At 59.7% G+C, this 23,409-nt stretch carries 23 protein-coding genes and 1 pseudogene; 16 read left to right on the forward strand and 8 right to left on the reverse strand.

Features of this window, described 5'->3' with window-relative positions:
* The first annotated feature begins 1 nt into the window (after window position 1).
* From ACIQU2_RS04790 to ACIQU2_RS04810, 5 genes are all read left to right on the forward strand, one after another.
* Window positions 2-382, forward strand: coding sequence for a gamma-butyrobetaine hydroxylase-like domain-containing protein (locus ACIQU2_RS04790; RefSeq protein ID WP_033055352.1), 381 nt, complete (start codon window positions 2-4; stop codon window positions 380-382).
* A gap of 257 nt (window positions 383-639) precedes the next feature.
* Window positions 640-2,319, forward strand: coding sequence for a class II poly(R)-hydroxyalkanoic acid synthase (phaC, locus tag ACIQU2_RS04795; protein WP_347802198.1), 1,680 nt, complete (start codon window positions 640-642; stop codon window positions 2,317-2,319).
* A gap of 156 nt (window positions 2,320-2,475) precedes the next feature.
* On the forward strand, window positions 2,476-3,330 hold the full coding sequence (phaZ, locus tag ACIQU2_RS04800) for a poly(3-hydroxyalkanoate) depolymerase (protein ID WP_347802197.1): 855 nt from the start codon (window positions 2,476-2,478) through the stop codon (window positions 3,328-3,330).
* A 129-nt stretch (window positions 3,331-3,459) separates the two neighbouring features.
* Window positions 3,460-5,142 (forward strand): class II poly(R)-hydroxyalkanoic acid synthase, encoded by a 1,683-nt coding sequence (gene phaC, locus ACIQU2_RS04805; RefSeq protein WP_403139018.1) that lies wholly within the window; start codon window positions 3,460-3,462, stop codon window positions 5,140-5,142.
* Between the two features lie 59 nt (window positions 5,143-5,201).
* Window positions 5,202-5,822 (forward strand): TetR/AcrR family transcriptional regulator, encoded by a 621-nt coding sequence (locus ACIQU2_RS04810; protein ID WP_140680643.1) that lies wholly within the window; start codon window positions 5,202-5,204, stop codon window positions 5,820-5,822.
* A gap of 113 nt (window positions 5,823-5,935) precedes the next feature.
* Here ACIQU2_RS04810 and ACIQU2_RS04815 read toward each other — a convergent pair whose 3' ends face one another.
* The 3 genes from ACIQU2_RS04815 to ACIQU2_RS04825 form a co-directional block, all read right to left on the reverse strand.
* Window positions 5,936-6,697, reverse strand: coding sequence for a phasin family protein (locus ACIQU2_RS04815; protein ID WP_403139020.1), 762 nt, complete (start codon window positions 6,695-6,697; stop codon window positions 5,936-5,938).
* 10 nt (window positions 6,698-6,707) lie between these two features.
* Entirely contained in the window at window positions 6,708-7,130 is a 423-nt protein-coding gene (locus ACIQU2_RS04820) for a phasin family protein (protein ID WP_347802194.1), read from the reverse strand.
* Window positions 7,131-7,354: 224 nt separating this feature from the next.
* Window positions 7,355-7,630: a polyhydroxyalkanoic acid system family protein gene (locus tag ACIQU2_RS04825; protein ID WP_074872865.1), complete on the reverse strand. Its 276-nt coding sequence runs from the start codon at window positions 7,628-7,630 to the stop codon at window positions 7,355-7,357.
* A 155-nt stretch (window positions 7,631-7,785) separates the two neighbouring features.
* On the opposite strand from ACIQU2_RS04825, the gene ubiE reads away from it, so the two are divergent.
* From ubiE to ACIQU2_RS04880, 11 genes and pseudogenes are all read left to right on the forward strand, one after another.
* The gene (ubiE, locus tag ACIQU2_RS04830; RefSeq protein WP_007948968.1) at window positions 7,786-8,556 is read left to right on the forward strand and encodes a bifunctional demethylmenaquinone methyltransferase/2-methoxy-6-polyprenyl-1,4-benzoquinol methylase UbiE; all 771 of its coding nucleotides are present in this window, start codon (window positions 7,786-7,788) and stop codon (window positions 8,554-8,556) included.
* Entirely contained in the window at window positions 8,556-9,179 is a 624-nt protein-coding gene (locus tag ACIQU2_RS04835) for an SCP2 domain-containing protein (protein ID WP_111449382.1), read from the forward strand. The genes ubiE and ACIQU2_RS04835 overlap by 1 nt, the downstream gene beginning before the upstream one ends.
* On the forward strand, window positions 9,176-10,780 hold the full coding sequence (ubiB, locus tag ACIQU2_RS04840; protein ID WP_403139023.1) for a ubiquinone biosynthesis regulatory protein kinase UbiB: 1,605 nt from the start codon (window positions 9,176-9,178) through the stop codon (window positions 10,778-10,780). Before ACIQU2_RS04835 ends, ubiB begins: the two co-directional genes overlap by 4 nt.
* Before the next feature lie 79 nt (window positions 10,781-10,859).
* Complete coding sequence (hisI, locus tag ACIQU2_RS04845; RefSeq protein ID WP_403139024.1) at window positions 10,860-11,261, forward strand: phosphoribosyl-AMP cyclohydrolase; 402 nt, start codon at window positions 10,860-10,862, stop codon at window positions 11,259-11,261.
* Window positions 11,254-11,586, forward strand: coding sequence for a phosphoribosyl-ATP diphosphatase (locus tag ACIQU2_RS04850; RefSeq protein ID WP_008047820.1), 333 nt, complete (start codon window positions 11,254-11,256; stop codon window positions 11,584-11,586). The genes hisI and ACIQU2_RS04850 overlap by 8 nt, the downstream gene beginning before the upstream one ends.
* A gap of 25 nt (window positions 11,587-11,611) precedes the next feature.
* Window positions 11,612-11,890 (forward strand): twin-arginine translocase TatA/TatE family subunit, encoded by a 279-nt coding sequence (locus ACIQU2_RS04855; protein WP_347802191.1) that lies wholly within the window; start codon window positions 11,612-11,614, stop codon window positions 11,888-11,890.
* A gap of 10 nt (window positions 11,891-11,900) precedes the next feature.
* Window positions 11,901-12,320 carry a Sec-independent protein translocase protein TatB gene (gene tatB / locus ACIQU2_RS04860; protein ID WP_347802190.1) on the forward strand — a complete coding sequence of 140 codons (420 nt, stop codon included), beginning with the start codon at window positions 11,901-11,903 and terminating at the stop codon, window positions 12,318-12,320.
* Window positions 12,317-13,111: a twin-arginine translocase subunit TatC gene (gene tatC / locus ACIQU2_RS04865; RefSeq protein ID WP_403139027.1), complete on the forward strand. Its 795-nt coding sequence runs from the start codon at window positions 12,317-12,319 to the stop codon at window positions 13,109-13,111. Before tatB ends, tatC begins: the two co-directional genes overlap by 4 nt.
* The gene (locus ACIQU2_RS04870) at window positions 13,108-13,815 is read left to right on the forward strand and encodes a 16S rRNA (uracil(1498)-N(3))-methyltransferase (RefSeq protein ID WP_403139029.1); all 708 of its coding nucleotides are present in this window, start codon (window positions 13,108-13,110) and stop codon (window positions 13,813-13,815) included. Before tatC ends, ACIQU2_RS04870 begins: the two co-directional genes overlap by 4 nt.
* A 174-nt stretch (window positions 13,816-13,989) precedes the next feature.
* Window positions 13,990-15,048 (forward strand): annotated as a pseudogene (locus tag ACIQU2_RS04875) (methyl-accepting chemotaxis protein); the annotation flags it as partial.
* Window positions 15,049-15,192: 144 nt separating this feature from the next.
* Window positions 15,193-15,906, forward strand: coding sequence for a methyl-accepting chemotaxis protein (locus ACIQU2_RS04880; protein ID WP_403139396.1), 714 nt, complete (start codon window positions 15,193-15,195; stop codon window positions 15,904-15,906).
* 156 nt (window positions 15,907-16,062) lie between these two features.
* On the opposite strand, the gene ACIQU2_RS04885 is transcribed toward ACIQU2_RS04880, so the two are convergent.
* The 5 genes from ACIQU2_RS04885 to ACIQU2_RS04905 form a co-directional block, all read right to left on the reverse strand.
* A complete protein-coding gene (locus ACIQU2_RS04885) occupies window positions 16,063-16,797 on the reverse strand; it encodes an amino acid ABC transporter ATP-binding protein (RefSeq protein WP_403139030.1) in 735 nt (244 codons plus the stop codon).
* Window positions 16,790-17,749, reverse strand: coding sequence for an amino acid ABC transporter permease (locus ACIQU2_RS04890; RefSeq protein ID WP_403139032.1), 960 nt, complete (start codon window positions 17,747-17,749; stop codon window positions 16,790-16,792). Before ACIQU2_RS04890 ends, ACIQU2_RS04885 begins: the two co-directional genes overlap by 8 nt.
* A 173-nt stretch (window positions 17,750-17,922) precedes the next feature.
* Window positions 17,923-18,720 carry a transporter substrate-binding domain-containing protein gene (locus tag ACIQU2_RS04895; RefSeq protein ID WP_347802230.1) on the reverse strand — a complete coding sequence of 266 codons (798 nt, stop codon included), beginning with the start codon at window positions 18,718-18,720 and terminating at the stop codon, window positions 17,923-17,925.
* Between the two features lie 208 nt (window positions 18,721-18,928).
* Window positions 18,929-21,499, reverse strand: coding sequence for a glucans biosynthesis glucosyltransferase MdoH (gene mdoH / locus ACIQU2_RS04900; protein ID WP_403139034.1), 2,571 nt, complete (start codon window positions 21,497-21,499; stop codon window positions 18,929-18,931).
* The gene (locus ACIQU2_RS04905; protein ID WP_347802185.1) at window positions 21,492-23,339 is read right to left on the reverse strand and encodes a glucan biosynthesis protein G; all 1,848 of its coding nucleotides are present in this window, start codon (window positions 23,337-23,339) and stop codon (window positions 21,492-21,494) included. The genes mdoH and ACIQU2_RS04905 overlap by 8 nt, the downstream gene beginning before the upstream one ends.
* Window positions 23,340-23,409 lie beyond the last annotated feature (70 nt).

Below are 23,409 nucleotides of genomic sequence, written 5' to 3' on the forward strand. Positions count from 1 at the left end.
AATGACGACCCAACTCCCCACCGACATCAAACTGCACAAAGCCTCGAAAACCCTGTCGCTGAAATACGCGTCCGGCGAGGAACATCACCTGCCCGCCGAGTTCCTGCGCGTGCACTCTCCTTCCGCCGAGGTCCAGGGCCACGGCAAACCTATCCTGCAATTTGGCAAGATCGGCGTAGGCCTGACCAAGGTCGAACCGGCCGGTCAGTACGCACTGAAATTGACCTTCGACGACGGCCACGACAGCGGCCTGTTCACTTGGGAATATCTGTACCAACTGGGCGTGCGCCAAGAGGATCTGTGGAACGATTATCTTGCCGAACTCAAAGCCGCCGGAAAGACCCGTGATCCGAACGAATCCATCGTCAAGCTGATGCTCTAACTCAGGCCTTTCGCTCATTAGAAGGCATTTTCTAATTCCATCTGTTTGAATGCTCCGCTTCTGGGCCGACGATTGGCCTGCTTGCGAAAAAAATTAAACTCGGGTAACCAATGGAGCTGGCAAGGTACCTGCAGTGCTCTCTGAACTAAAAAGCAGCGATGCAGAATTAACGGTCACCCGAGCAGTAGTACCTGGCACTGGCTGTGGACTGCACAGCTGGACCCAGGTACTCGTCTCAGGACAATGGAGCGTCGTAGATGAGTAACAAGAATAACGATGACTTGAAGTATCAGGCCTCGGAAAACACCTTGGGGCTGAATCCTGTCGTTGGGCTGCGTGGAAAGGATCTACTGGCTTCTGCTCGAATGGTGCTTAGGCAGGCCATCAGACAACCGATTCACAGCGCCAGGCATGTCGCCCATTTTGGTCTTGAACTGAAGAACGTGTTGTTCGGTAAATCCGAGCTCCTACCGACAAGCGATGACCGTCGCTTCGCCGATCCGGCCTGGAGCCAAAACCCGCTCTACAAACGTTATTTGCAAACTTACCTGGCGTGGCGCAAGGAACTCCACGACTGGATCGGCGACAGCAACCTCTCGCCCAAGGATGTCGCACGCGGGCATTTCGTGATCAACCTCATGACCGAAGCCATGGCCCCCACCAACAGTGCGGCCAACCCGGCGGCGGTCAAACGCTTCTTTGAAACCGGCGGCAAAAGCCTGCTCGACGGCCTCTCCCATCTGGCCAAGGATCTGGTGCACAACGGCGGCATGCCGAGCCAGGTCAACATGGGCGCGTTCGAGGTTGGCAAGAGCCTGGGCGTCAGCGAAGGCGCGGTGGTGTTTCGCAACGACGTGCTGGAGCTGATCCAGTACCGGCCGACCACCGAGCAGGTGCACGAGCGCCCACTGTTGGTGGTGCCACCGCAGATCAACAAGTTCTATGTTTTCGACCTGAGCCCGGACAAGAGCCTGGCGCGCTTCTGCCTGCGCAACAACATGCAGACGTTCATCGTCAGCTGGCGCAACCCGACCAAGGAGCAGCGCGAGTGGGGTCTGTCGAGCTACATCGAAGCGCTCAAGGAAGCGGTCGACGTGGTCACCGCGATCACCGGCAGCAAAGACATCAACATGCTCGGTGCCTGCTCCGGCGGCATCACCTGCACCGCCCTGCTGGGCCACTACGCTGCGATCGGTGAGAAAAAGGTCAACGCCCTGACGCTATTGGTCAGCGTGCTGGACACCACCCTGGAGAGCGACGTGGCACTGTTCGTCGACGAGCAGACCCTCGAATCCGCCAAACGCCACTCCTACCAGGCCGGCGTACTGGAAGGCCGCGACATGGCGAAAGTCTTCGCCTGGATGCGCCCCAACGACCTGATCTGGAACTACTGGGTCAACAACTACCTGCTGGGCAACGAGCCGCCGGTGTTCGACATCCTGTTCTGGAACAACGACACCACACGGTTGCCCGCCGCGTTCCACGGCGACCTGATCGAGATGTTCAAAACCAACCCACTGATCCGACCTGATGCACTGGAAGTGTGCGGCACACCGATCGATCTGAAGCAGGTCACTGCCGACATCTACTCCCTGGCCGGCACCAACGACCATATCACCCCATGGAAGTCCTGCTACAAGTCGGCGCAACTGTTCGGTGGCAAGGTTGAATTCGTGCTGTCCAGCAGCGGGCATATCCAGAGCATTCTGAACCCGCCGGGCAATCCGAAATCGCGCTACATGACCAGCACCGAGATGCCGGTCAAGGCGGAGGAGTGGCAAGAAAACTCTACCAAGCACACCGACTCCTGGTGGCTGCACTGGCAGGCATGGCAAGCCGAACGTTCGGGCAAGCTGAAGAAGTCTCCGGGCAGTTTGGGCAACAAAGCTTATCCAGCAGGTGAAGCTGCACCAGGCACTTATGTGCATGAGCGATAACTGACACACCTCGCGCCCCTGTGTGGGAGCGAGCTTGCTCGCGATGGCGGCGGCAGCTTTGGCAAATGTGCTGGCTGACACACCGCTATCGCGAGCAAGCTCGCTCCCACAAGGGATTGGGATGAATTAAAGACAGTGACCCACAGGGCGTGAAGCATGCCGCAACCGTTCATATTTCGTACCGTCGACCTGGATGGCCAGACCCTCCGCACGGCAGTACGCCCCGGCAAGCCTCACTTGACGCCCTTGCTGATTTTCAACGGCATCGGCGCCAACCTGGAGCTGGTGTTTCCGTTTGTCGCGGCGCTGGACCCGGACCTGGAAGTCATCGCCTTCGACGTCCCTGGTGTCGGCGGTTCGTCGACGCCAAGACGACCGTATCGCTTTCCGGGCCTGGCGAAACTCACGGCGCGGATGCTCGACTATCTCGACTACGGGAAAGTCAATGTGATTGGCGTGTCGTGGGGTGGCGCCCTGGCCCAGCAGTTCGCTTACGACTATCCCGAGCGCTGCAAGAAACTCGTTCTGGCGGCCACGGCGGCTGGCACGGTGATGGTGCCGGGCAAGCCGAAAGTCCTGTGGATGATGGCCAGCCCACGACGCTATATCCAGCCGTCTCACGTGATTCGCATCGCGCCGATGATCTATGGCGGTGCGTTCCGCCGAGATCCAACCCTCGCCGCCAGCCATGCCGCCAAGGTCCGCTCGGCAGGCAAACTCGGTTACTACTGGCAGCTGTTCGCCGGCCTCGGCTGGACCAGCATTCACTGGCTGCACAAGATCCACCAGCCAACCCTGGTACTGGCCGGTGACGACGATCCACTGATCCCGCTGATCAACATGCGTTTGCTCGCCTGGCGGATTCCCAACGCCCAGTTGCACATCATCGATGACGGGCATCTGTTTTTGATTACCCGGGCCGAAGCAGTGGCACCGATCATCATGAAGTTTCTCCAGGAAGAACGGCAGCGTGCCGTGATGCATCCGCATCCGGCGCCATTTGGCGGCTAATCGGCCCTGGCTTTTGTTAACAAAAAGGGGTCGGGAAGACGCAGCGCCGCGCAACAATCCGCAACAGCGTCTATGGTGTTCTGGTTCGGTGTATCTGTATTTGGCCTGAAGACGAAGGAGTGTTGATTCATGCGCGAAAAACCAGCGAGGGACTTTTCACCCACTCCCGCCGCGTTCATCAATGCACAGAGTGCGATTACCGGCGTGCGCGGTCGGGATTTGTTGTCGACCCTGCGCAGTGTTGCCGCCCATGGTTTGCGCAACCCGGTGCACACCGCCCGACACGCCTTGAAACTGGGCGGTCAACTGGGCCGCGTACTGCTGGGCGAAACCCTGCACCCGACCAATCCGCAGGACAATCGCTTTGCCGATCCGGCGTGGAGCCTCAACCCTTTTTATCGCCGCAGCTTGCAGGCCTACCTGAGCTGGCAGAAGCAGGTCAAACACTGGATCGACGACAGCAACATGACCCCGGACGATCGCGCCCGCGCGCACTTCGCGTTCGCCTTGCTCAACGACGCCATGGCACCGTCCAACAGCCTGCTTAATCCGCTGGCGATCAAGGAGATCTTCAATTCCGGCGGCAACAGCCTGGTGCGAGGCATAAGCCACCTGGTCGACGACTTCCTGCACAACGACGGTCTGCCCAGACAAGTCACCAAGCAAGCTTTCGAGGTCGGCAAAACGGTCGCCACCACTACGGGCTCCGTGGTGTTTCGCAATGAGCTGCTGGAGTTGATCCAGTACAAGCCAATGAGCGAAAAACAATATTCCAAACCGCTGCTGGTGGTGCCGCCACAGATCAACAAGTACTACATTTTCGACCTGAGCCCGCACAACAGCTTCGTCCAGTTCGCCCTGAAGAACGGTTTGCAGACCTTCATGATCAGCTGGCGCAATCCGGATGTACGTCATCGCGAATGGGGGCTGTCGACGTACGTCGAAGCCGTAGAAGAAGCGATGAATGTGTGCCGGGCGATCACCGGTGCTCGTGAGGTCAACCTGATGGGCGCCTGCGCGGGCGGGCTGACCATTGCCGCGCTGCAAGGCCATTTGCAGGCCAAGCGACAACTTCGGCGGGTGTCCAGCGCGACCTATCTCGTGAGCCTGCTCGACAGTCAGATGGACTCGCCGGCGACCCTCTTCGCCGACGAACAGACGCTTGAGGCGGCCAAGCGTCGCTCCTATCAGAAAGGCGTGCTGGACGGCCGCGACATGGCCAGGGTCTTCACCTGGATGCGCCCCAACGATTTGATCTGGAGCTATTTCGTTAACAACTACCTGTTGGGCAAAGAGCCTCCGGCGTTCGACATCCTCTACTGGAACAACGACAACACACGTTTGCCGGCAGCCTTGCATGGCGACTTGCTGGACTTCTTCAAACACAACCCGCTGAGTCATCCGGGTGGTCTGGAAGTGTGCGGCACGCCAATCGACTTGCAGAAAGTCAACGTCGACAGCTTCAGCGTCGCGGGCATCAACGACCACATCACTCCGTGGGATGCGGTGTATCGCTCGACCCTGCTGCTGGGTGGCGAGCGACGCTTCGTGTTGTCCAACAGCGGGCATGTGCAGAGCATTCTCAACCCGCCCTCCAACCCGAAAGCCAACTTCGTCGAGAGCACGAAGCTGAGCAGCGACCCGCGGGCCTGGTATTACGACGCCAAGCAAGTCAACGGCAGTTGGTGGACTCAGTGGCTGGGCTGGATTCAAGAACGTTCAGGCGCGCTAAAGGAAACCCACATGGCGCTTGGCAACCAGAACTATCCACCGATGGAAGCGGCACCCGGCACTTATGTGCGCGTGCGCTGACTGACAACGAACCACGGCCGGCGCCGGCCGTGGCATGACTTGACCATTAAGAAGACTGGATGAAAACCCGCGACCGGATTCTCGAATGTGCTTTGCAGTTGTTCAATCAAAAGGGCGAGCCGAACGTCTCCACCATGGAAGTTGCCAACGAAATGGGCATCAGCCCGGGCAACCTCTACTACCACTTCCACGGCAAGGAACCGTTGATTCTCGGACTGTTCGAGCGCTTCCAGGCCGAACTGGCGCCCCTGCTCGATCCACCGGCCGATGTGGAACTTGCACCGGAAGATTACTGGCTGTTCCTGCACCTGATCGTCGAACGCCTGGCCCACTACCGGTTTCTGTTCCAGGACCTGTCGAACCTCGCCGGGCGCTTGCCGAAACTGGCCAAGGGCATTCGCAACCTGCTCAACGCGTTGAAGCGCACGCTGGCTTCGTTGCTCGCACGATTGAAGGCTCAGGGGCAATTGGTCAGCGATACCCAAGCGTTGGGGCAACTGGTGGAACAGATCACCATGACGCTGCTGTTCTCGCTGGACTATCAGCGGATTCTTGATCGCGAGGGCGAGGTGAGGTTGGTGGTTTACCAGATCATGATGCTGGTGGCGCCGCATTTGCTGCCGCCGATCAAGGTGGCGACGGAGCAGTTGGCGCTCCAATACCTCGAAGAACACGACTAACCCCTGTGGGAGCGAGCAGGCTCGCTCCCACAGTGGATCTGCGGTGTTCATAAATCCGTGCATAAAAAAACGCCCGACCTTTGCAGGTCGGGCGTTTTCTTGAGCCCTGAAAATCAGGACTGACTGGTTGGCGTCGAAGGAGCTGGCGCGACAGTCGGGGTTGCAGCAGGGGTCGGTGCAGCAGCGGAGTTCGATGTGCTGACCGGGGTTGCCGGTTTGGCGGCAGCCACTGCTGGTTTTGGTGCAGCCGCTTTCGGAGCTGCCGGCTTTTTCACCGCTGGCTTCTTCGCTGCGGCAGGTTTGGCCGCTGGCTTGGTAGCGGGTTTGGCCGCTGCAGTTTTGGCAGCCGGTTTAGCGGCTGGCTTAGCTCCGGCAGTTTTGGCCGCTGGCTTGGCAGCCGATTTAGCGGCAGCTTTAGCCAGTGGTTTGGCCGCCGCGGTTTTCGCCGCAACTGGCGCCACCTTGGCACCGGTGAGTCTTTCGATTTGCTTGGTCAGGGTATCGACCTTGCTGTGCAGCGCTTTGACTTCATTGCGGCTCGGTACACCCAGGCGCGAAATGGCGCTGTTCAGACGCTTGTCGAAAGCCCCTTCCAGCTCATCCCACTTGCCCAGTGCGCGATCTTTCACGCCGCTGATGCGCGACTTGGCCGACGAAGCGGAGTCCTTGGCGGCATCGACTTTCTTGTCGACAGCGCTCTTGGTGAGCTTCTCGGCTTTCTCGCCGTCTTTAACCAATGTATCGAAGAGTTTGCTGCCGTCAGTGTCGATCTTCGAGTACACGCCTAAACCAGCCAGCCAGATTTTGCGGGAGTAGTCTTCGACTTTCCCGATCCACGAGCTGCCTTCTTTTTCAGTATTCTTTTTACCAGCCATCCCGTTCTCCTTAAGATTTTTGCGCGACGCGTTCGAGCAATGCCGTCAGCTCATCGAGCTTGGCAGAGAGTGTCTCAACGTCATGTTTAGACGGAATGCCGATACGATTCAAGGTACTTGCGACACGCGAGTCAAAAGCCTTCTCGACCTTGTCGAGTTGAACTTCGACCTTACCTTTGAAAGTAGTGACTTCACTCTTGGCTTCATCGATCTCGGCATTCGCTGCTTCAAGTTTCTCGGCAACTGCTTCTTTGCCTTTCTTTTCAACAGCTTGACCCGCGACGATCAACTCTTGAAAGTACTCGTTGCCCTCTTGGCCGACCCTGGTGTAGGCCCCCAGGCCTGCCAGCCAGATCTTGCGGGCGTAAGATTTAACGTCGCTCAGAGCAGTCGTCGAAGCGTCGATTTTTTTCTTCAAAATAACTTTGGCCATGGTGCACCTCACGCGCAGAAGGTTTGAGGAACTGCCCGCGAAAGAGTCGGGCTCAGGCACAAAGTAGTGAGAATAATTAGAAACGGCACCCTAACAACTGACACAAATCGGTGATGCCTTATGGAAGAGATCGCAGCCTCGTTTCACTCGACAGCTCCTACAAAGGACGGCGGTGTACACCTGTAGGAGCTGTCGAGTGAAACGAGGCTGCGATCTTTTCGGGATCAGGCCAACGCTTTATCGAGGGCCTTTTCGATTTCCGATTTGATGGTGCCGCTCATGGCCGACATCAACAGGCCAAGTTCGACATCGACCTTGATCGAATCCTCGCCCACATACACCGCGCCTTTCACACCGGACCGTTTGAGGTTCAGGGTGTCGCCGGACCATTGCGGCTCCAGGCCATATTGATCGGACAGCTTCTGCGCCAACAAATCAGCCTTCTCGCGGGCAGCTTCCTTACCCAGGCCATGGGCACGCTCAACACTAATACGGGCCATCGAATGACTCCTGCTTTATGAATACTTTCCCGAAGCATCCTGACCGCTACTGCGGCAAAACGTCCCGGTGGTTACCTATCTTACCTGCAGCCTTGCCAAGACAAAGCAGGCCACCGGGATTAGAATGTCCCGCATTCTCTTTTGGTGACAGCGATATGACTGATCAGCGCAAAGGCAGCGATGCCGAACCCACCACTCACTTCGGCTTCAAAAACGTTCCGGAAAGCCAGAAAGCGGAAAAAGTCGCTGAAGTTTTCCACTCGGTAGCCGCCAAGTACGACTTGATGAACGACCTTCTGTCGGGCGGCATGCACCGTCTGTGGAAGCGTTTCGCGATCGAGCTGTCGGGCGTTCGCACCGGTAACCGCGTGCTGGACATCGCCGGCGGTACTGGCGACCTGACCAAGAAGTTCTCGCACCTCGTTGGCCCGACCGGCCAGGTCGTGTTGGCCGACATCAACGAATCCATGCTCAAGGTCGGTCGTGACCGCCTGCTGGATCTGGGTGTGGCCGGCAACGTCGAATTCGTTCAGGCCGACGCTGAAAAGCTGCCGTTCCCGGACAATCATTTCGACTGCGTGACCATCGCTTTCGGCCTGCGCAACGTTACGCATAAAGAAGACGCCCTGCGCTCGATGCTGCGCGTGCTGAAACCGGGCGGCCGTTTGCTGGTGCTGGAGTTCTCCAAGCCAACCAACGCGCTGATGTCCAAAGCCTACGACGCCTACTCGTTCGCCTTCATGCCGCTGATGGGCAAGCTGATCACCAACGACTCGGAAAGCTATCGCTACCTGGCCGAATCGATCCGCATGCACCCGAATCAGGAAACCCTGAAGTCGATGATGGTCGAGGCCGGTTTCGACCGCGTGACTTACCACAACATGACTGCGGGCATCGTCGCCCTGCACCGTGGCATCAAACCCTGATGTTGCTGGCCGGCCTGCTCGCCAGCGTTGAACTCGGTCTGAACCGGGTGCTGCGTCTCGACAGCACAGCGCTGCCGCGGCTGGCGCATTTGAGTGGCAAGGTGATTGCCGTCGACTGCCGCAGCCCGGCGCTGCAAGTGTTCATCCTGCCCAGCGACGAAGGCTTGATGCTGGCTTCCCACTGGGAAACCGGCGCCGACTGCACCTTGCGCGCACCGGCCTCCAGCCTGCTGAAACTGGCGATGAGCAAGGACAAGACTTCGGTCCTGCATGCTCCTGAAGTCGAACTCGACGGCGACAGCGGCGTGCTGCTGGAACTGGCGGCGATCCTTCAGGACCTTGAGCTGGACTGGGAGTACGAACTCTCGCGCTGGCTGGGACCTGTCGCCACGCAACTGCTCGGCGGTCATCTGCGCAGTCGCGCACGCTGGTATCAGCAAGGGTTCGCCAGCCTCAATCAGAACCTTGGCGAGTACCTGGCCGAAGAATCGCGCACCCTCGTCGGTCAGCGCGAAGCCGAAGCCCGTTTCAGTGAACTGGACCAGATCAAACTCGATCTGGAACGTCTCGAGGCGCGTTTCGAGCGCCTCTCCCGATCCCTCGACCCAAGCGATAACGCATGAAGCTGCTTGCCTTCCGCCGTTTGTTGCGCATCCAGCGCGTTGTGATTCGCTACCGCCTCGATGACCTGTTGTTCGCCCTGCCACTGCCGTGGTTTCTGCTGGCGCTGCGCTACGCCTTGCCGTGGCGCTGGTTCCCGCGCAAGACGCTGGGCCTGAGCCGCGGTGCGCGATTGCGTCTGGCGTTGCAGGACCTGGGACCGATTTTCATCAAGTTCGGGCAAATCCTGTCCACCCGCCGCGATCTGCTGCCGGAAGACATCGCCGATGAGCTGATGAAGCTGCAGGACCGCGTGCCGCCGTTCGATTCGCAGGTGTCGGTCAGGCTGATCGAAGAGCAACTCGGCAAAAAGATCAGTGAAGTGTTCTCCCGCTTCGACGTTGAGCCGCTGGCCTCGGCCTCGGTGGCGCAGGTACATGCCGCGCAGCTGAAAACCGGTGAAGAAGTGGTGGTCAAGGTGATACGCCCGGGCCTGAAACCGATCATCGCGCAGGACCTGGCGTGGCTGTTCATTCTCGCCCGCGCCGCCGAAAAGCTCTCTTCCGACGCGCGCCTGCTGCACCCGGTGGACGTAGTACTGGACTACGAAAAAACCATCTACGACGAACTCGACCTGCTGCGCGAAGCGGCTAATGCCAGTCAGTTGAAGCGCAACTTCGATGGCTCGGAGCTGCTTTACGTGCCGCAAGTCTATTGGGACTGGTGCCGGCCGAAAGTGCTGGTGATGGAGCGGATCTACGGGATTCAAGTCACCGATCTGGCGACCCTCGCCGACCAGCGCACCGACATGAAAATGCTCGCTGAACGTGGTGTCGAGATTTTCTTCACCCAGGTATTCCGCGACAGCTTCTTCCACGCCGACATGCACCCCGGCAACATCTTCGTCAGCACCGTCAACCCGTGGAGCCCGCAGTACATTGCGATCGACTGCGGCATCGTCGGCAGCCTGACCCCGGAGGACCAGGACTACCTGGCGCGTAACCTGTTCGCGTTCTTCAAGCGTGATTACCGGCGTGTCGCCCAACTGCACATCGATTCGGGCTGGGTACCGGCGGAAACCAAACTCAACGAATTCGAAGCAGCAATCCGGACTGTCTGCGAGCCGATCTTCGAAAAACCGTTAAAAGATATTTCCTTCGGCCAGGTGCTGATGCGCCTGTTCCAGACCGCCCGGCGCTTCAACATGGAAGTGCAGCCGCAGCTGGTGCTGCTGCAAAAAACCTTGTTGAACATCGAAGGCCTGGGTCGTCAGTTGTACCCGGACCTCGATTTGTGGAACACCGCCCAGCCGTTCCTCGAACGCTGGATGCGTGAGCGCGTCAGCCCCAAAGCCTTGATCGGCAACGTGCAGAGCCAGTTCGAACAGCTGCCGCACCTGGCCAACATGGCCCGCGACCTGCTCGAACGCATGTCCCAGCCCCACGCCTACGACCCGCCGCCACCGTGGCACCGCCGCAAGGACGATTGGCTGCTGCGACTGCTCGGCTGTGCGCACCTGGCCGGCGGCACCATACTCGCAGCCGGTGGGCCGCTGAACGAACTGGGTCATTGGCCGGCCGGCATCATGGTGGCGGTCGGTTTGTATCTGGTCGTTCGCCGATAGCCAGAGCTCCCGCGCGCTGGCACACTGTTTCAACGCCTGCCCGACTAATGAAGTGTCGGGCCCGCTGTCGGAGTCGAAGATGAAAAACTGGCTGGACGAGATCAAGTGGGACGCCGATGGCCTGGTGCCGGCGATTGCCCAGGATCACAAGACCGGGCGCGTCCTGATGATGGCCTGGATGAACCGTGAAGCGCTGGAACTGACCGCTGCCGAGAACCGCGCCATTTACTGGTCACGTTCCCGCGGCAAGCTGTGGCGCAAGGGCGAAGAGTCCGGCCATGTGCAAACCCTGCATGAGATGCGTCTGGACTGTGACGCTGACGTGATCATCCTGATGGTCGAGCAGATCGGCGACATCGCTTGCCATACCGGCCGTCAGAGCTGCTTCTACCGCGTCTTCGAGAACGGCGACTGGAAAACCGTCGACCTGGTGCTCAAAGACCCGCACGCCATCTATTCCGCAGGACACAGCCATGAGTGACACGTTGACCCGTCTGGCCGAGGTACTGGAAGAGCGCAAAGGCGCCGCCGCCGACAGCTCGTATGTCGCCAGCCTGTACCACAAGGGCTTGAACAAGATTCTGGAAAAAGTCGGCGAAGAGTCGGTCGAAACCATCATTGCCGCCAAGGATGCCGCCATCAGCGGTGACTGCAGCGATGTGATCTACGAAACCGCCGATTTGTGGTTCCACAGCATGGTCATGCTCGCCCAACTGGGGCAGCATCCACAGGCTGTACTCGATGAACTGGACCGTCGTTTCGGTCTGTCCGGACACGCCGAGAAAGCCTCGCGTCCGTCCGCCTGAACACCTATTTGAGAGGAGCAGCAACATGGGCATTTTTGACTGGAAACACTGGGTCGTCATTCTGGTTGTGGTCGTGCTGGTGTTCGGCACCAAGAAACTGAAGAACCTCGGCACTGACGTGGGTGAGTCGATCAAGGGCTTTCGCAAAGCCATGAACGATGAAGACAAGCCGGTTGACCCGACAGTGACGCCGCAACAACCGGTTCCACCCGTTCAGCCACAGACCACACAGTCCGTGAACCAGCCGCACACCATCGACGTGCAGGCGCAAAAAGTCGAAGAGCCGATCCGCAAAGACGTGTGAGCACTGACTAATGTTTGGTATCAGCTTCTCTGAACTGCTGCTCGTCGGCCTCGTGGCTCTGCTGGTGCTGGGCCCCGAGCGTCTGCCGGGTGCTGCGCGCACCGCCGGCCTGTGGGTCGGCCGTCTGAAGCGCAGCTTCAACGCGATCAAACAGGAAGTTGAACGTGAAATCGGTGCCGACGAGATTCGTCGGCAACTGCACAACGAGCACATTCTGTCGCTGGAGCAGGAGGCGCGGAAGATTTTCACGCCGACTCAGCAGGAGGCCACACCGGTTCAGCCGGTTGAACCTGTGATGGAGCAGACGATTCATGCTCCAGCCGCCGAGCCTGCGGCACCTGTTGTAGCGGCCGTAGAACCTGTTACGCCTGCGGCTGCGCCTGTTGCGCCGGCCCCTCATGACCCAACATTGCCGCCGCGAGCCCCATGAGCGATCTCCCTGAAAACGACCAGCACATGCCGCTGGTTTCGCACCTCACCGAGTTGCGTACCCGTCTGCTGCGCTGTGTAGCGGCGATCTTCATCATCTTCGCCGGGTTGTTTGCCTTCACCCAGCAGATTTATACCTTCGTCTCCACGCCGCTGCGTCAGTACCTGCCCGTGGGCGCGACGATGATCGCCACCGACGTCTCGTCGCCGTTCCTGACGCCGCTGAAGCTGACGATGATGGTCTCGCTGTTCCTGGCGATCCCGGTGATCCTGCATCAGATCTGGGGCTTTATCGCGCCAGGCCTGTACAAGCATGAGAAACGCATTGCGGTGCCACTGCTGGTGTCCAGCATCCTGCTGTTCTATACCGGCATGGCGTTCGCCTATTACCTGGTGTTCCCGCTGATCTTCAAATTCTTCGCCGCCGCCACCCCGGCCGGCGTGGAAATGATGACCGACATCAGCAGCTACCTCGACTTCGTCATGACGCTGTTCTTCGCTTTCGGCGTGGCCTTCGAAATTCCGGTGGCCGTGGTCCTGCTGGTGTGGATCGGTGTGGTCGACGTCAAATACCTGAAGAAGATCCGCCCGTACGTGATCATTGGCTGCTTTGTGGTCGGCATGATCCTGACGCCGCCGGACATCTTCTCGCAGACGTTGCTGGCCGTACCGATGTGGCTGCTGTTTGAAATCGGCATCCTGTTCAGTGGCCTGATCAGCAAGCGCGGCGAGCATCCGGACGACCAGCCGGCCGACGATCACAACGACCAGCCGCCAGCGACTCAACCGTGAACCTGCTGCTGCTCGAAGAGGCCGATTTCATTGCGGCCGACCGGGTGATCCTGCGTGATCGCCGGTTGACACACATGCAGGAAGTCCACCGTTCGGTTGTCGGCGACAGCCTGCGGGTCGGGCGCATCGGCGGGCTGATGGGCTCCGCCGAACTGCTGCGCCTGGACGCCGATGAAGCCGAGTTGCGCGTCACCCTCGACCAGCCACCACCGGCCAAGCTGCCGCTGACCCTGGTGCTGGCCCTGCCACGGCCGAAAATGCTCCGTAGGGTGTTTCAGACCGTAGCGGCCATGGGTGTGCCGCGAATCATTCTGGTGAACAGCTATCGCGTCGAGAAGAGCTTCTGGCAAACCCCATTCCTGGAGCCCGAGGCGATTCGCGAGCAACTGATCCTGGGCCTTGAACAGGCCCGGGACAGCGTGCTACCGGAAGTCGTCATCGAGAAGCGCTTCAAGCCGTTCGTCGAAGACCGTCTGCCGGCGATCACCGACGGTACCCTTGGCCTCGTTGGCCACCCCGGCAACTACCCGCCCTGCCCTCGCGGCCTGGACGAACCGGTGACCCTGGCCATCGGCCCCGAAGGTGGCTGGATTCCTTACGAAATCGACCTGCTGGGCAAGGCCGGCCTGCAACCGGTGCAGCTCGGCGAGCGCATCCTGCGCGTCGAAACCGCCGTCACTGCGCTGCTCGCACGCCTCTTCTAGCAACGCACACCCCCCGTAGGAGCTGCCGAAGGCTGCGATCTTTTGATCTTGGCTACCGTGAGACCAACGAAGATCAAGATCAAAAGATCGCAGCCTGCGGCAGCTCCTACAGATTCTCGTCGTCCAGCCGATACAGTTCCCATAAAACCAACAATGGTTCGAGGGAGTTGCAGCATGTACCGATGGCTAGCCGAGAATCTGGGAAATGTAAGCGTCAATCGCAAACTGGGGATCGGCTTCGGTTCGGTGCTGCTTCTAACCTTGCTGATCACTTTCACCGGCTGGACCGGCCTGAGCGGCGTGATGAGTCGCGGCGATAAGTTGGGGTTTATTGCCAGCCTCAATGACCTGACCAAAGACCTGCGCCTGGCCCGTCTGGATTACGAAATGCGTCGCGGCGACCAAGGCCCTGGTGCGGTCAACGACCTGCTCGGCCAACTCGATACCGGCCTGAAAACCGCGCGCACGATGATCGAACAACCGGCCGACGTGGCCATGATCGACCAGCAACTGGCCGCCGTCAGTGAGTACAAACAAGCCTTCACGGCCATGACCCAGGCCGGCGCCACCCGCGAAGACGCCCGCGGCAAACTCGGCGCCACCGCCGACAACGCCGTGGCCCGTGTCGCCGAAGTCGAAAAAATCATGCTGCAAGGTGACAGCGTCGCCGATTTCAACAGCGTGATAGACCTGAGCAAACTGATCCAGCAAGCGCGTTTCCAGGTGCGCGGTTACACCTACAGCGGCAAAACCGAAGCAGAGCAACCCGCTCTGGACGCCATCGACAACGCGCTGAAAAACCTCGAAAGCCTGCCCTCCAAACTGCCGGAACAGCACATCGCCAACCTGCAGCAGGCCACTGACTCGCTCAAGGCCTATCGCGCCGCCGTCAGCCAGTTCCGTGACTCTCAGGTTGCCAGCGCGGCCGCGCTCAAACGCATGGCCGTGCAAGGCGACATCCTGCTCGACGTCAGCAAAAAACTCACCGTGTCGCAAACCATCGTCCGTGACACTGACGCCGCGCACGCCAAAAACCTGCTGCTGCTGGCCACCGCCCTGGCGCTCGCCTTCGGCATGCTTGCCGCGTGGGCCATCACTCGCCAGATCGTGATTCCCCTGAGCCAGACCCTCAAAGTGGCGGAGCGTGTTGCTGCCGGTGACCTGACCCAAAACCTTATCTCCGAGCGTCAGGACGAACTCGGCCAGCTACAGCGCGCCATGCAGAGCATGACCCTGGGCCTGCGCGAGTTGATTGGTGGCATCAGTGACGGCGTAACGCAAATCGCCAGTGCCGCCGAAGAGCTGTCGGCAGTCACCGAGCAGACCAGCGCCGGGGTCAACAGCCAGAAGGTCGAGACCGACCAGGTGGCCACCGCCATGAACGAAATGACCGCCACCGTGCAGGAAGTCGCGCGTAACGCCGAAGAAGCCTCCGAAGCCGCCGTCGCCGCCGACCAACAGGCCCGCGAAGGTGACAAAGTGGTCGGCGAAGCCATCGCCCAGATCGAGCGCCTGGCCAAGGAAGTCGGCAACTCCACCGAGGCCATGGGTCATCTCAAACGCGAAAGCGACAAGATTGGCAGCGTGCTCGATGTGATCAAATCCGTGGCCCAGCAAACCAACCTGTTGGCCCTCAACGCCGCCATCGAGGCCGCCCGTGCCGGTGAGGCCGGACGTGGTTTTGCGGTGGTCGCCGACGAAGTCCGCAGCCTGGCCCAGCGTACCCAGAAGTCCACCGAAGAAATCGAAGAGCTGATCGTCGGCCTGCAAACCGGCACCCAGCAAGTGGCGACCATCATGGACAACAGCCGCAGCCTGACCGAAAGCAGCGTCGAACTGACCCGCCGCGCCGGTGGCTCGCTGGAAAGCATTACCCGCACCGTCTCGGCGATTCAGTCGATGAACCAGCAAATCGCTGCAGCGGCAGAACAGCAGAGCGCGGTGGCCGAAGAGATCAACCGTAGCGTGCTGAACGTGCGCGACGTGTCCGAGCAGACCTCGGCCGCCAGTGAAGAGACCGCAGCGTCCAGCATTGAGCTGGCGCGATTGGGGACGCATCTGCAGATGCTGGTGGGCAGGTTCAAGGTTTGAGGTGATGCGAGTTTCTCGGTTCACACAGGACTGAGGTGATGCAATCGCGGGCAAGCCCGCTCCCACAAGGATATGCGTCAAACACAAATCTTGTGTTCACCACCGATCAATGTGGGAGCGGGCTTGCCCGCGATGGCGGCCGGAAGGTCGCCGCAGTTAGAGGACCTGCCGCAAGAAAGCCTGTGCGCGCGGATCCTTCGGCGCATCGAAGAATTCGGCCGGTGAAGCGTCCTCCAGCAATTTGCCGTGGTCGAAGAACAGCACCCGATCCGCCACTTCCCGGGCGAAGCCCATTTCGTGGGTGACGCAAACCATGGTCATGCCTTCCACCGCCAGGGTTTTCATCACGTCCAGCACTTCGCCGACCATTTCCGGGTCGAGCGCCGAGGTCGGCTCATCGAACAGCATGACCTTCGGCTCCATGGCCAATGCCCGGGCGATGGCCACACGCTGTTGCTGACCGCCGGAAAGGCGCGACGGAAACTCGTTGGCCTTCTGTGCAATTCCGACCTTTTCCAGCAACGCCAAGGCCTTGGCCTCGCGCTCCTTCTTGCCGCGCTTGCGCACGACTTTCTGGGCCAGGCAGAGGTTTTCCAGCACGGTCATGTGCGGGAACAGGTTGAAATGCTGGAACACCATGCCGACTTCACGGCGATAGGCATTCACATCCGTTTTCGGGTCGGCCAGTTGCAAGCCGTCGATGCTCACCGAGCCCGAGTCGAAGTCTTCCAGGCCGTTGAGGCAGCGCAGGAAGGTCGACTTGCCGGAACCGGACGGGCCGATCACCACCAGCACTTCGCCCTTGGCCACGTGCGTCGAGACGTTATCCACCGCGCGAACCACGTGGCCGCGGGTGTCGAAAACTTTTACCAGATCGCGGACTTCAATCACTTTGCGCGAGCCTCCGCTCAAGCCGGCTGGCGATTTTCGACAGCGGCAGGTTGATCAACAGGTACAGACCGGCCACGCAGAACAGGATTTCGAACGGCGAGAACGAGGTGGTGATGACTTCGCGACCGCTTTTGAGCAGCTCGGTAATGGCGATCACCGACACCAGCGAGGTGTCCTTGACCAGACTGATGAACTGACCGGCCAGCGGTGGCAGCACCCGTTTGAACGCTTGCGGCAGCACCACGTGGCGCATCGACTGACCAGCGCTCAGGCCCAGGGAGCGCGCGGCTTCGTTCTGGCCACGGGCGATGGATTGAACGCCGGAACGGATGATTTCCGCCACATAAGCACCGGTGAACAGCGACAGCGCGGCGATCCCGGCGAACTCCCGGGAGAGGTTCATCACGGTGCCGATGAAGAAGTAGAAAATGAAGATTTGCACCAGCAGCGGCGTACCACGCACCAGTTCGACGTAGATCGTCGAGAGATCGCGCAGGGTCGGGTTGCTCGACAGTCGGCACAGGCCCGTGGCGAGGCCGATCAGCAGGCCGAGCACACCTGAAACCACGGACAACCATAAGGTGGTCCATAGACCCCACATCAGCGGTCCGGCGGCCCAATGGCGGGTCACGCCGATCACGTCGCCTTCGGCCACGTCATCACCTTGGGCGACTTGCAGGCTGTTGTCGTCGACGGTCAGGTGCTGCTCTGTACCGGCGTCATTGCGCAGGGTGACTTCAGCCTTGTCGCCCTTGCGCACCAGTTCGCTGACGGTGGAGATATCGGCGGCACGCTGGGATTCTTCGGCGTGATAGGCGAAGTATTGCGGCACACGGTTCCAGCGCCATTCGTAGGACATCAGCGAGGTGGCGTAATACAACGCGCCGGCCAGGCCGATCAGCAGCAGCACGGTTAACACGTGCCACGGCCATTGGGCTCTTTTCTGTTTCATCTGTAAGCAGATTCCGAAATTTGTGTCGCCAAGGAGGACGCCATCGCGAGCAAGCTCGCTCCCACAGGGTCTGTGCCGGACACAAAGGTTGTGTTCACATCGATCAACTGTGGGAGCGAGCTTGCTCGCGATTGAAGCGGCGCGGTGTTACTGATACACCGCAGCAGAAATCCTTATTCCATGTCCTTGAGCCAAGCGGTGTCTTTGAACCACTTGTCATGGATGCGATCGTAGGTGCCGTCTTCGTGGATCTGGCGCAGGAAGTTGTTGATGAAGTTGAGGCTGTCGTAGTCACCCTTCTTCAGACCGAAGGCCAGCGGCTCGTAGGTGAACGGCTTGTCGAGGAACACCAGTTTGCCGGCACCGACCTTGTTCACCGCCACGACGTTGTAAGGCGCGTCGTAGATAAAGGCGTCGGCCTTGCCGTTGACCACGTCGAGCACGGCTTCCTGCTCGTTGTCGTAGCCGTGGTAGTTGGCTTTGGAGATAAGTTTTTTGGCCACCATCTCGCCGGTGGTGCCGAGCTTGGAAGTGATGCGGTAGTCGGCGGTGTTCAGGTCTTTATAGGACTTGATGGTGCCTTCCAGTTCCTTGCGGATCAGCAGGGTCTGGCCCACCACGATGAACGGTTCGCTGAAGTTCAGCCGCAGGTTGCGTTCCTGGGTCAGGGTCATGCCGCTGCCGATCATGTCGAACTTGTCGGTGAGCAAGGCCGGGATAATGCCGTCGTAGCCGGTGGAAACCATCTCCAGCTTGACACCCATGGCCTTGGTCATGGCTTTGAGAATGTCGACTTCGAAGCCGATGATCTCGCCGCGCTTGTTGGTCATTTCGAACGGCATGTAGGTCGGGTCCATGCCGACTTTCAGCGTGCCGCGCTTGACCGCCTCATCGATGGCACCGGCGTGCGCCGCGTTGACTGCAACCAATGCCGTGACGCCGACCAGCAGCATCGAGAGATACTTCTTCATCATCAAGTCCCCAAAACCATCGCGTTGTGAGACGCGCAAACCGCGGGTTTCCCTTGGGAAACCGGCAGATACGAACAGAAAGTTGTCCGGGCGCACCAATTCGGGGACGGATGCTAACGCACTCGTTCGTTTGCACAAGGGTTTAAGCAGGATTTGTTGCCTGACGCTGGGCGCACCAAAAAAAACCCCGCTTTCGCGGGGTTTTTTGTCAGGCCAACTGAGGCTGCACACTCAGCGGCTTGAGCGGCAACAGCGGCGCATGGGGATCGGCTTTCACCGATTTACGCCACGCCTCCAGCCACTCGGGGTGAGCTTCGTTCCAGATCTGCTCATGCAAACGACCCAGTGCTACCGGATCACTGAGCAGTTCCACGCGCTCATTGTTGCTCAGACCCTGAGGCCCGGCTTTCAGCGCATGACGCACCCGTTCAATCCGCAACCATTCGATCGGCTCGGCCTCACGGTGGCGTGAAGTCGCCAGCGAGCACGCCAGGGCGTTCTGCTGTGGATCGACCACTGCCCGGATGAAGCCGTCGTTCAGCGCATGCCAACGGTTTTCGTGGGTGTACTGGTCAGTTGCCAGCAACGCCTGTGGCGGATTGTATTCCTCAGGGATCAGGAACAGGCTTTCGTCACGGGACTTGAGGCCCAGGCCGACTCGACTGGAGATCACCGACACCGGAATCGACAGCATCAACGAACCGACGATCGGCACCAGCCACCAGAGGAAGCTCGGGTTCAGCCAGATCACCAGCAAGGCCCAGAAGAAGCCCAGCAAGGTTTGCGGACCGTGGCGTTTGACCGCTTCGCTCCATGGCGTGGAGTCGTCGTCACGTTGCGGCGAGTTCCAGGTCGCGGCCCAGCCGAGGAACGCGGCGAGCACGAAGCGGGTGTGGAAGATCATCCGCACCGGCGCCAGCAGCATGGAGAACAGCATCTCCAGCAGCATCGACATCGTCACCTTGAACTTGCCACCGAACTCTTTCGCGCCCTTGGCCCAGATCAGGATGATGCTCAACAACTTCGGCAGGAACAGCAGCACGACGGTGGTCGAGAACAGCGCGATCGCCTTGTCCGGGTGCCATTGTGGCCACAACGGATAGAGCTGGCGCGGCTCAAGGAAGTACTGCGGCTCCATCAGCGTGTTGACCGCCAGCAGCGCCGTCGACAGCACGAGGAAGAAGAACCACAACGGCGCCGACAAGTAAGACATCACGCCCGTCAGGAACACTGCACGGTGCACCGGGTGCATGCCTTTTACCAGGAACAGCCGGAAGTTCATCAGGTTGCCGTGACACCAGCGACGGTCACGCTTGAGTTCGTCCAGCAGGTTCGGCGGCAATTCTTCGTAGCTGCCCGGCAAGTCGTAGGCAATCCACACGCCCCAGCCGGCACGGCGCATCAGCGCCGCTTCAACGAAGTCGTGGGACAGAATTGCACCGGCAAATGCGCCTTTACCGGGCAACGGCGCCAGGGCGCAGTGCTCGATGAACGGCTTCATGCGAATGATCGCGTTGTGGCCCCAGTAGTGGGATTCGCCCAACTGCCAGAAGTGCAGACCGGCGGTAAACAGCGGACCGTACACGCGGGTGGCGAACTGCTGCATGCGTGCATACAGCGTGTCCATGCCAGACGCGCGCGGCGCGGTCTGGATGATCCCGGCGTCCGGGGTGGCTTCCATCAAGCGCACCAGACTGGTCAGGCAATCGCCGCTCATCACGGAGTCCGCGTCGAGCACGACCATGTACTTGTAATCACCGCCCCAACGACGGCAGAAGTCGTCGAGGTTACCGCTTTTACGCTTAACGCGACGACGACGGCGGCGATAGAAGATCTTGCCGAAGCCCTTGGCTTCACGGCAGACGTCCAGCCAGGCTTGTTGCTCGGCAACGCAGATATCGGCGTCGTTACTGTCGCTGAGGACAAAGAAGTCGAAGCGATCCAGGTTACCCGTGGCCGCAACCGACTCGAAGGTCGCCCGCAAACCGGCAAACACCCGTGGCACGTCTTCGTTGCAGATCGGCATCACCAGAGCGGTGCGCGCGTCCTTGGGGATCGGCTCGTTACCGGCGCTTTTACCGGAAATGCGGTATTTGTCATGGCCTGTGAGCAACTCGAGGAAGCCCATCAGCGCTGTCCAGAAACCGGCCGACACCCAGCAGAACAGAATCCCGAACAGAATCAGGATGCTGGTTTGCAGCGCATACGGCAGTACTTGCGTGACGGTTTGCAGGAACGGCTGGTGCAGGACTTCTTCGAGGTCGACGAACGACCAGCCCTGGTACGGCATGATGCCTTTCATGTACCAGCCGGCAACGATGGTCTGGCCGAGCATCAGTACCAGCAGAATGTAGCGACGGATCGAACCGACGGTGCGCCAGCGAGCCGCCGGCAGCACATTTTCATCCTTCGGCGGGGCCGGCGGATTGGTGCGACCGGTCAGGCGACGCCAGCCACGCACCAGAATGTTGGTGCGCCACGGCTCCGGTACGACTTTGGTCCGACGGATCGGAGGGGTCGCCTTGAGGCAGACCCGACCGCTGGCGTCAAGCACCAGCATTTGCGCTTCCGCCAGCTCTTCGGCGGTGTTCAGCGTCAAACGACGCCCCACCGAAGCTTGAGCAGCCTCGGTCGGCGCGTCGAACGTCGAGGACGAAAGGCGCTCATGCAATTCGCTGAAAGACTGGCAGCCCGCGAGTTCCGCGCGCTGCTGGTCGGTCATCGGCAGATGCGCCAGATACTCGGCAAGAGTCTCTGGCTGTACTTGAGAATTACTCATCGGCAGGCAACTGGTAGCTCCAGGTCTCGGTCAGGACTTCTTCAGTCGGTACCGATTCCGGTGTGGCTGGGGCCGCCTCGGCAGCGACTGGCTGCTTGGCGTCTTTGTTGTCCTTGTCCTTGGAATCTGCGGCTGGCTTGGCTTCGGCCGGCTTGGCTTCAACCTGCTTGGCCTCAGCTTGCTTGGTTTCCTTCGCTTCCTTGGCTTCCTTGTCCAGCTTCTCCTGCTGCCGAGCGGCAATCTTGTCAGCCTTGGCGACGGAAGAATTGGATGCTGGCAGCGATGTTTTGGCCAGGTCAGCAGTCACGATGTTCTTGACCAGTGCAGCACGCATCTCGGTAGGCTTGCCCGGATCCTTGATTTTCATCCGCAGCGTCAGGCGCCAGCCCTTGGTTTCAGGGTTGTAACGCACGCTGTTCTCGACCAGCTCGGCATTCTCGCCAACGCTGACCTGGCTACGAACGTCCGTATCCTCCGGCAATGCCGCAAGGGACGGGCCTTCGAAGTCCACCAGATAAGCAACGCTGCCGTCCGGCTGACGGATCAGGTTGGACTGTTTCACGTCACCCGTGGAACGCAGGGTCTGTTGAACCCAGGCGCTGTCCGGTGCGTGAAGCGAGGCTTCGTCGATGGTCCAGTGCATGCGATAAGCGACGTCCAGCGGCTGGCCAGGCTCAGGCAGTTTTTCCGGGCTCCAGAACGCAACGATATTGTCGTTGGTTTCGTCGGCAGTCGGAATCTCTACCAGATCGACGGAGCCCTTGCCCCAATCGCCTTTTGGTTCGATCCAGGCACTTGGGCGCTTGTCGTAGCGGTCGTCGAGGTCTTCGTAGTGGCTGAAGTCACGGCCACGTTGCAGCAGGCCAAAACCGCGCGGGTTCTCGATCGAGAAGTTGCTCACCGACAAGTGTTTCGGATTGTTCAGTGGGCGCCAGATCCACTCGCCGTTACCGGCATGGATCGACAGACCGCTGGAGTCGTGCAGTTCGCGACGGTAGTTCAGCACTTTCGACGGCTGATTGGCGCCGAACAGGAACATGCTGGTCAGCGGCGCAACGCCAAGCTTGGTGACCTTGTCACGCAGGAACATCTTGGCCTTGACGTCGACAACGGTGTCGCTGCCCGGACGCACGGTCAGGCAATACGCACCAGTAGCCCGTGGCGAATCCAGCAGAGCAAAGATCACCAAGTGCTTGTCGCCCGGTTTCGGCTGTTGAATCCAGAACTCGGTGAAACGCGGGAATTCTTCGCCGGACGGCAACGCGGTATCGATGGCCATGCCGCGAGCGGACAAGCCATAGGTGTGACCCTTGCCGACAACGCGGAAGTAACTCGCGCCGAGCATGGTCATGATTTCGTCTTGCTTGTCAGCCTTGTTGACCGGGTAAAGCACACGGAAACCGGCATAACCCAGTTGCTCGGTGGCTTTAGGATCGAACTTCACATCGCCGAAATCGAAACGACTTGGGTCGTATTTGATCTCTTCGACGGTGTTAGCTGTGATTTCGTTGATTTTCACCGGCGTATCGAAATGCATACCCTGGTGATAGAACGACAGCTTGAACGGGGTTTTCTGATCGGCCCACTCGGCTTTTTCGGTCAGGAAGCGAATTTTTTGATAGTCCGCGAATTTCATCTCGCGGAACTCGTTCGGCAGGTTACTGCGCGGAGCTTCGTATTTCTGCCCGGCCAGCTCTTTTGCCTTGACCGATACATCATCCAGATTGAATGCCCAAAGCTGACCGGCGCTGAGCAGGCAGAGCAGTGCAGAGCCCGCTACCAGAGCGCTTCGTAACCGTTTGGCAGACAATTTTGGTGCATTACAGGGACTAACAATCACGAGCAACCCTCGCCGAAAACAGATCAAAAAACCAACGGCCAGTTTAAGTGCCTGTGAGGAGAACGGCATG

The sequence above is a fragment of the Pseudomonas sp. NPDC098740 genome (assembly GCF_044760065.1).
GTDB lineage: Bacteria > Pseudomonadota > Gammaproteobacteria > Pseudomonadales > Pseudomonadaceae > Aquipseudomonas > Aquipseudomonas rossensis.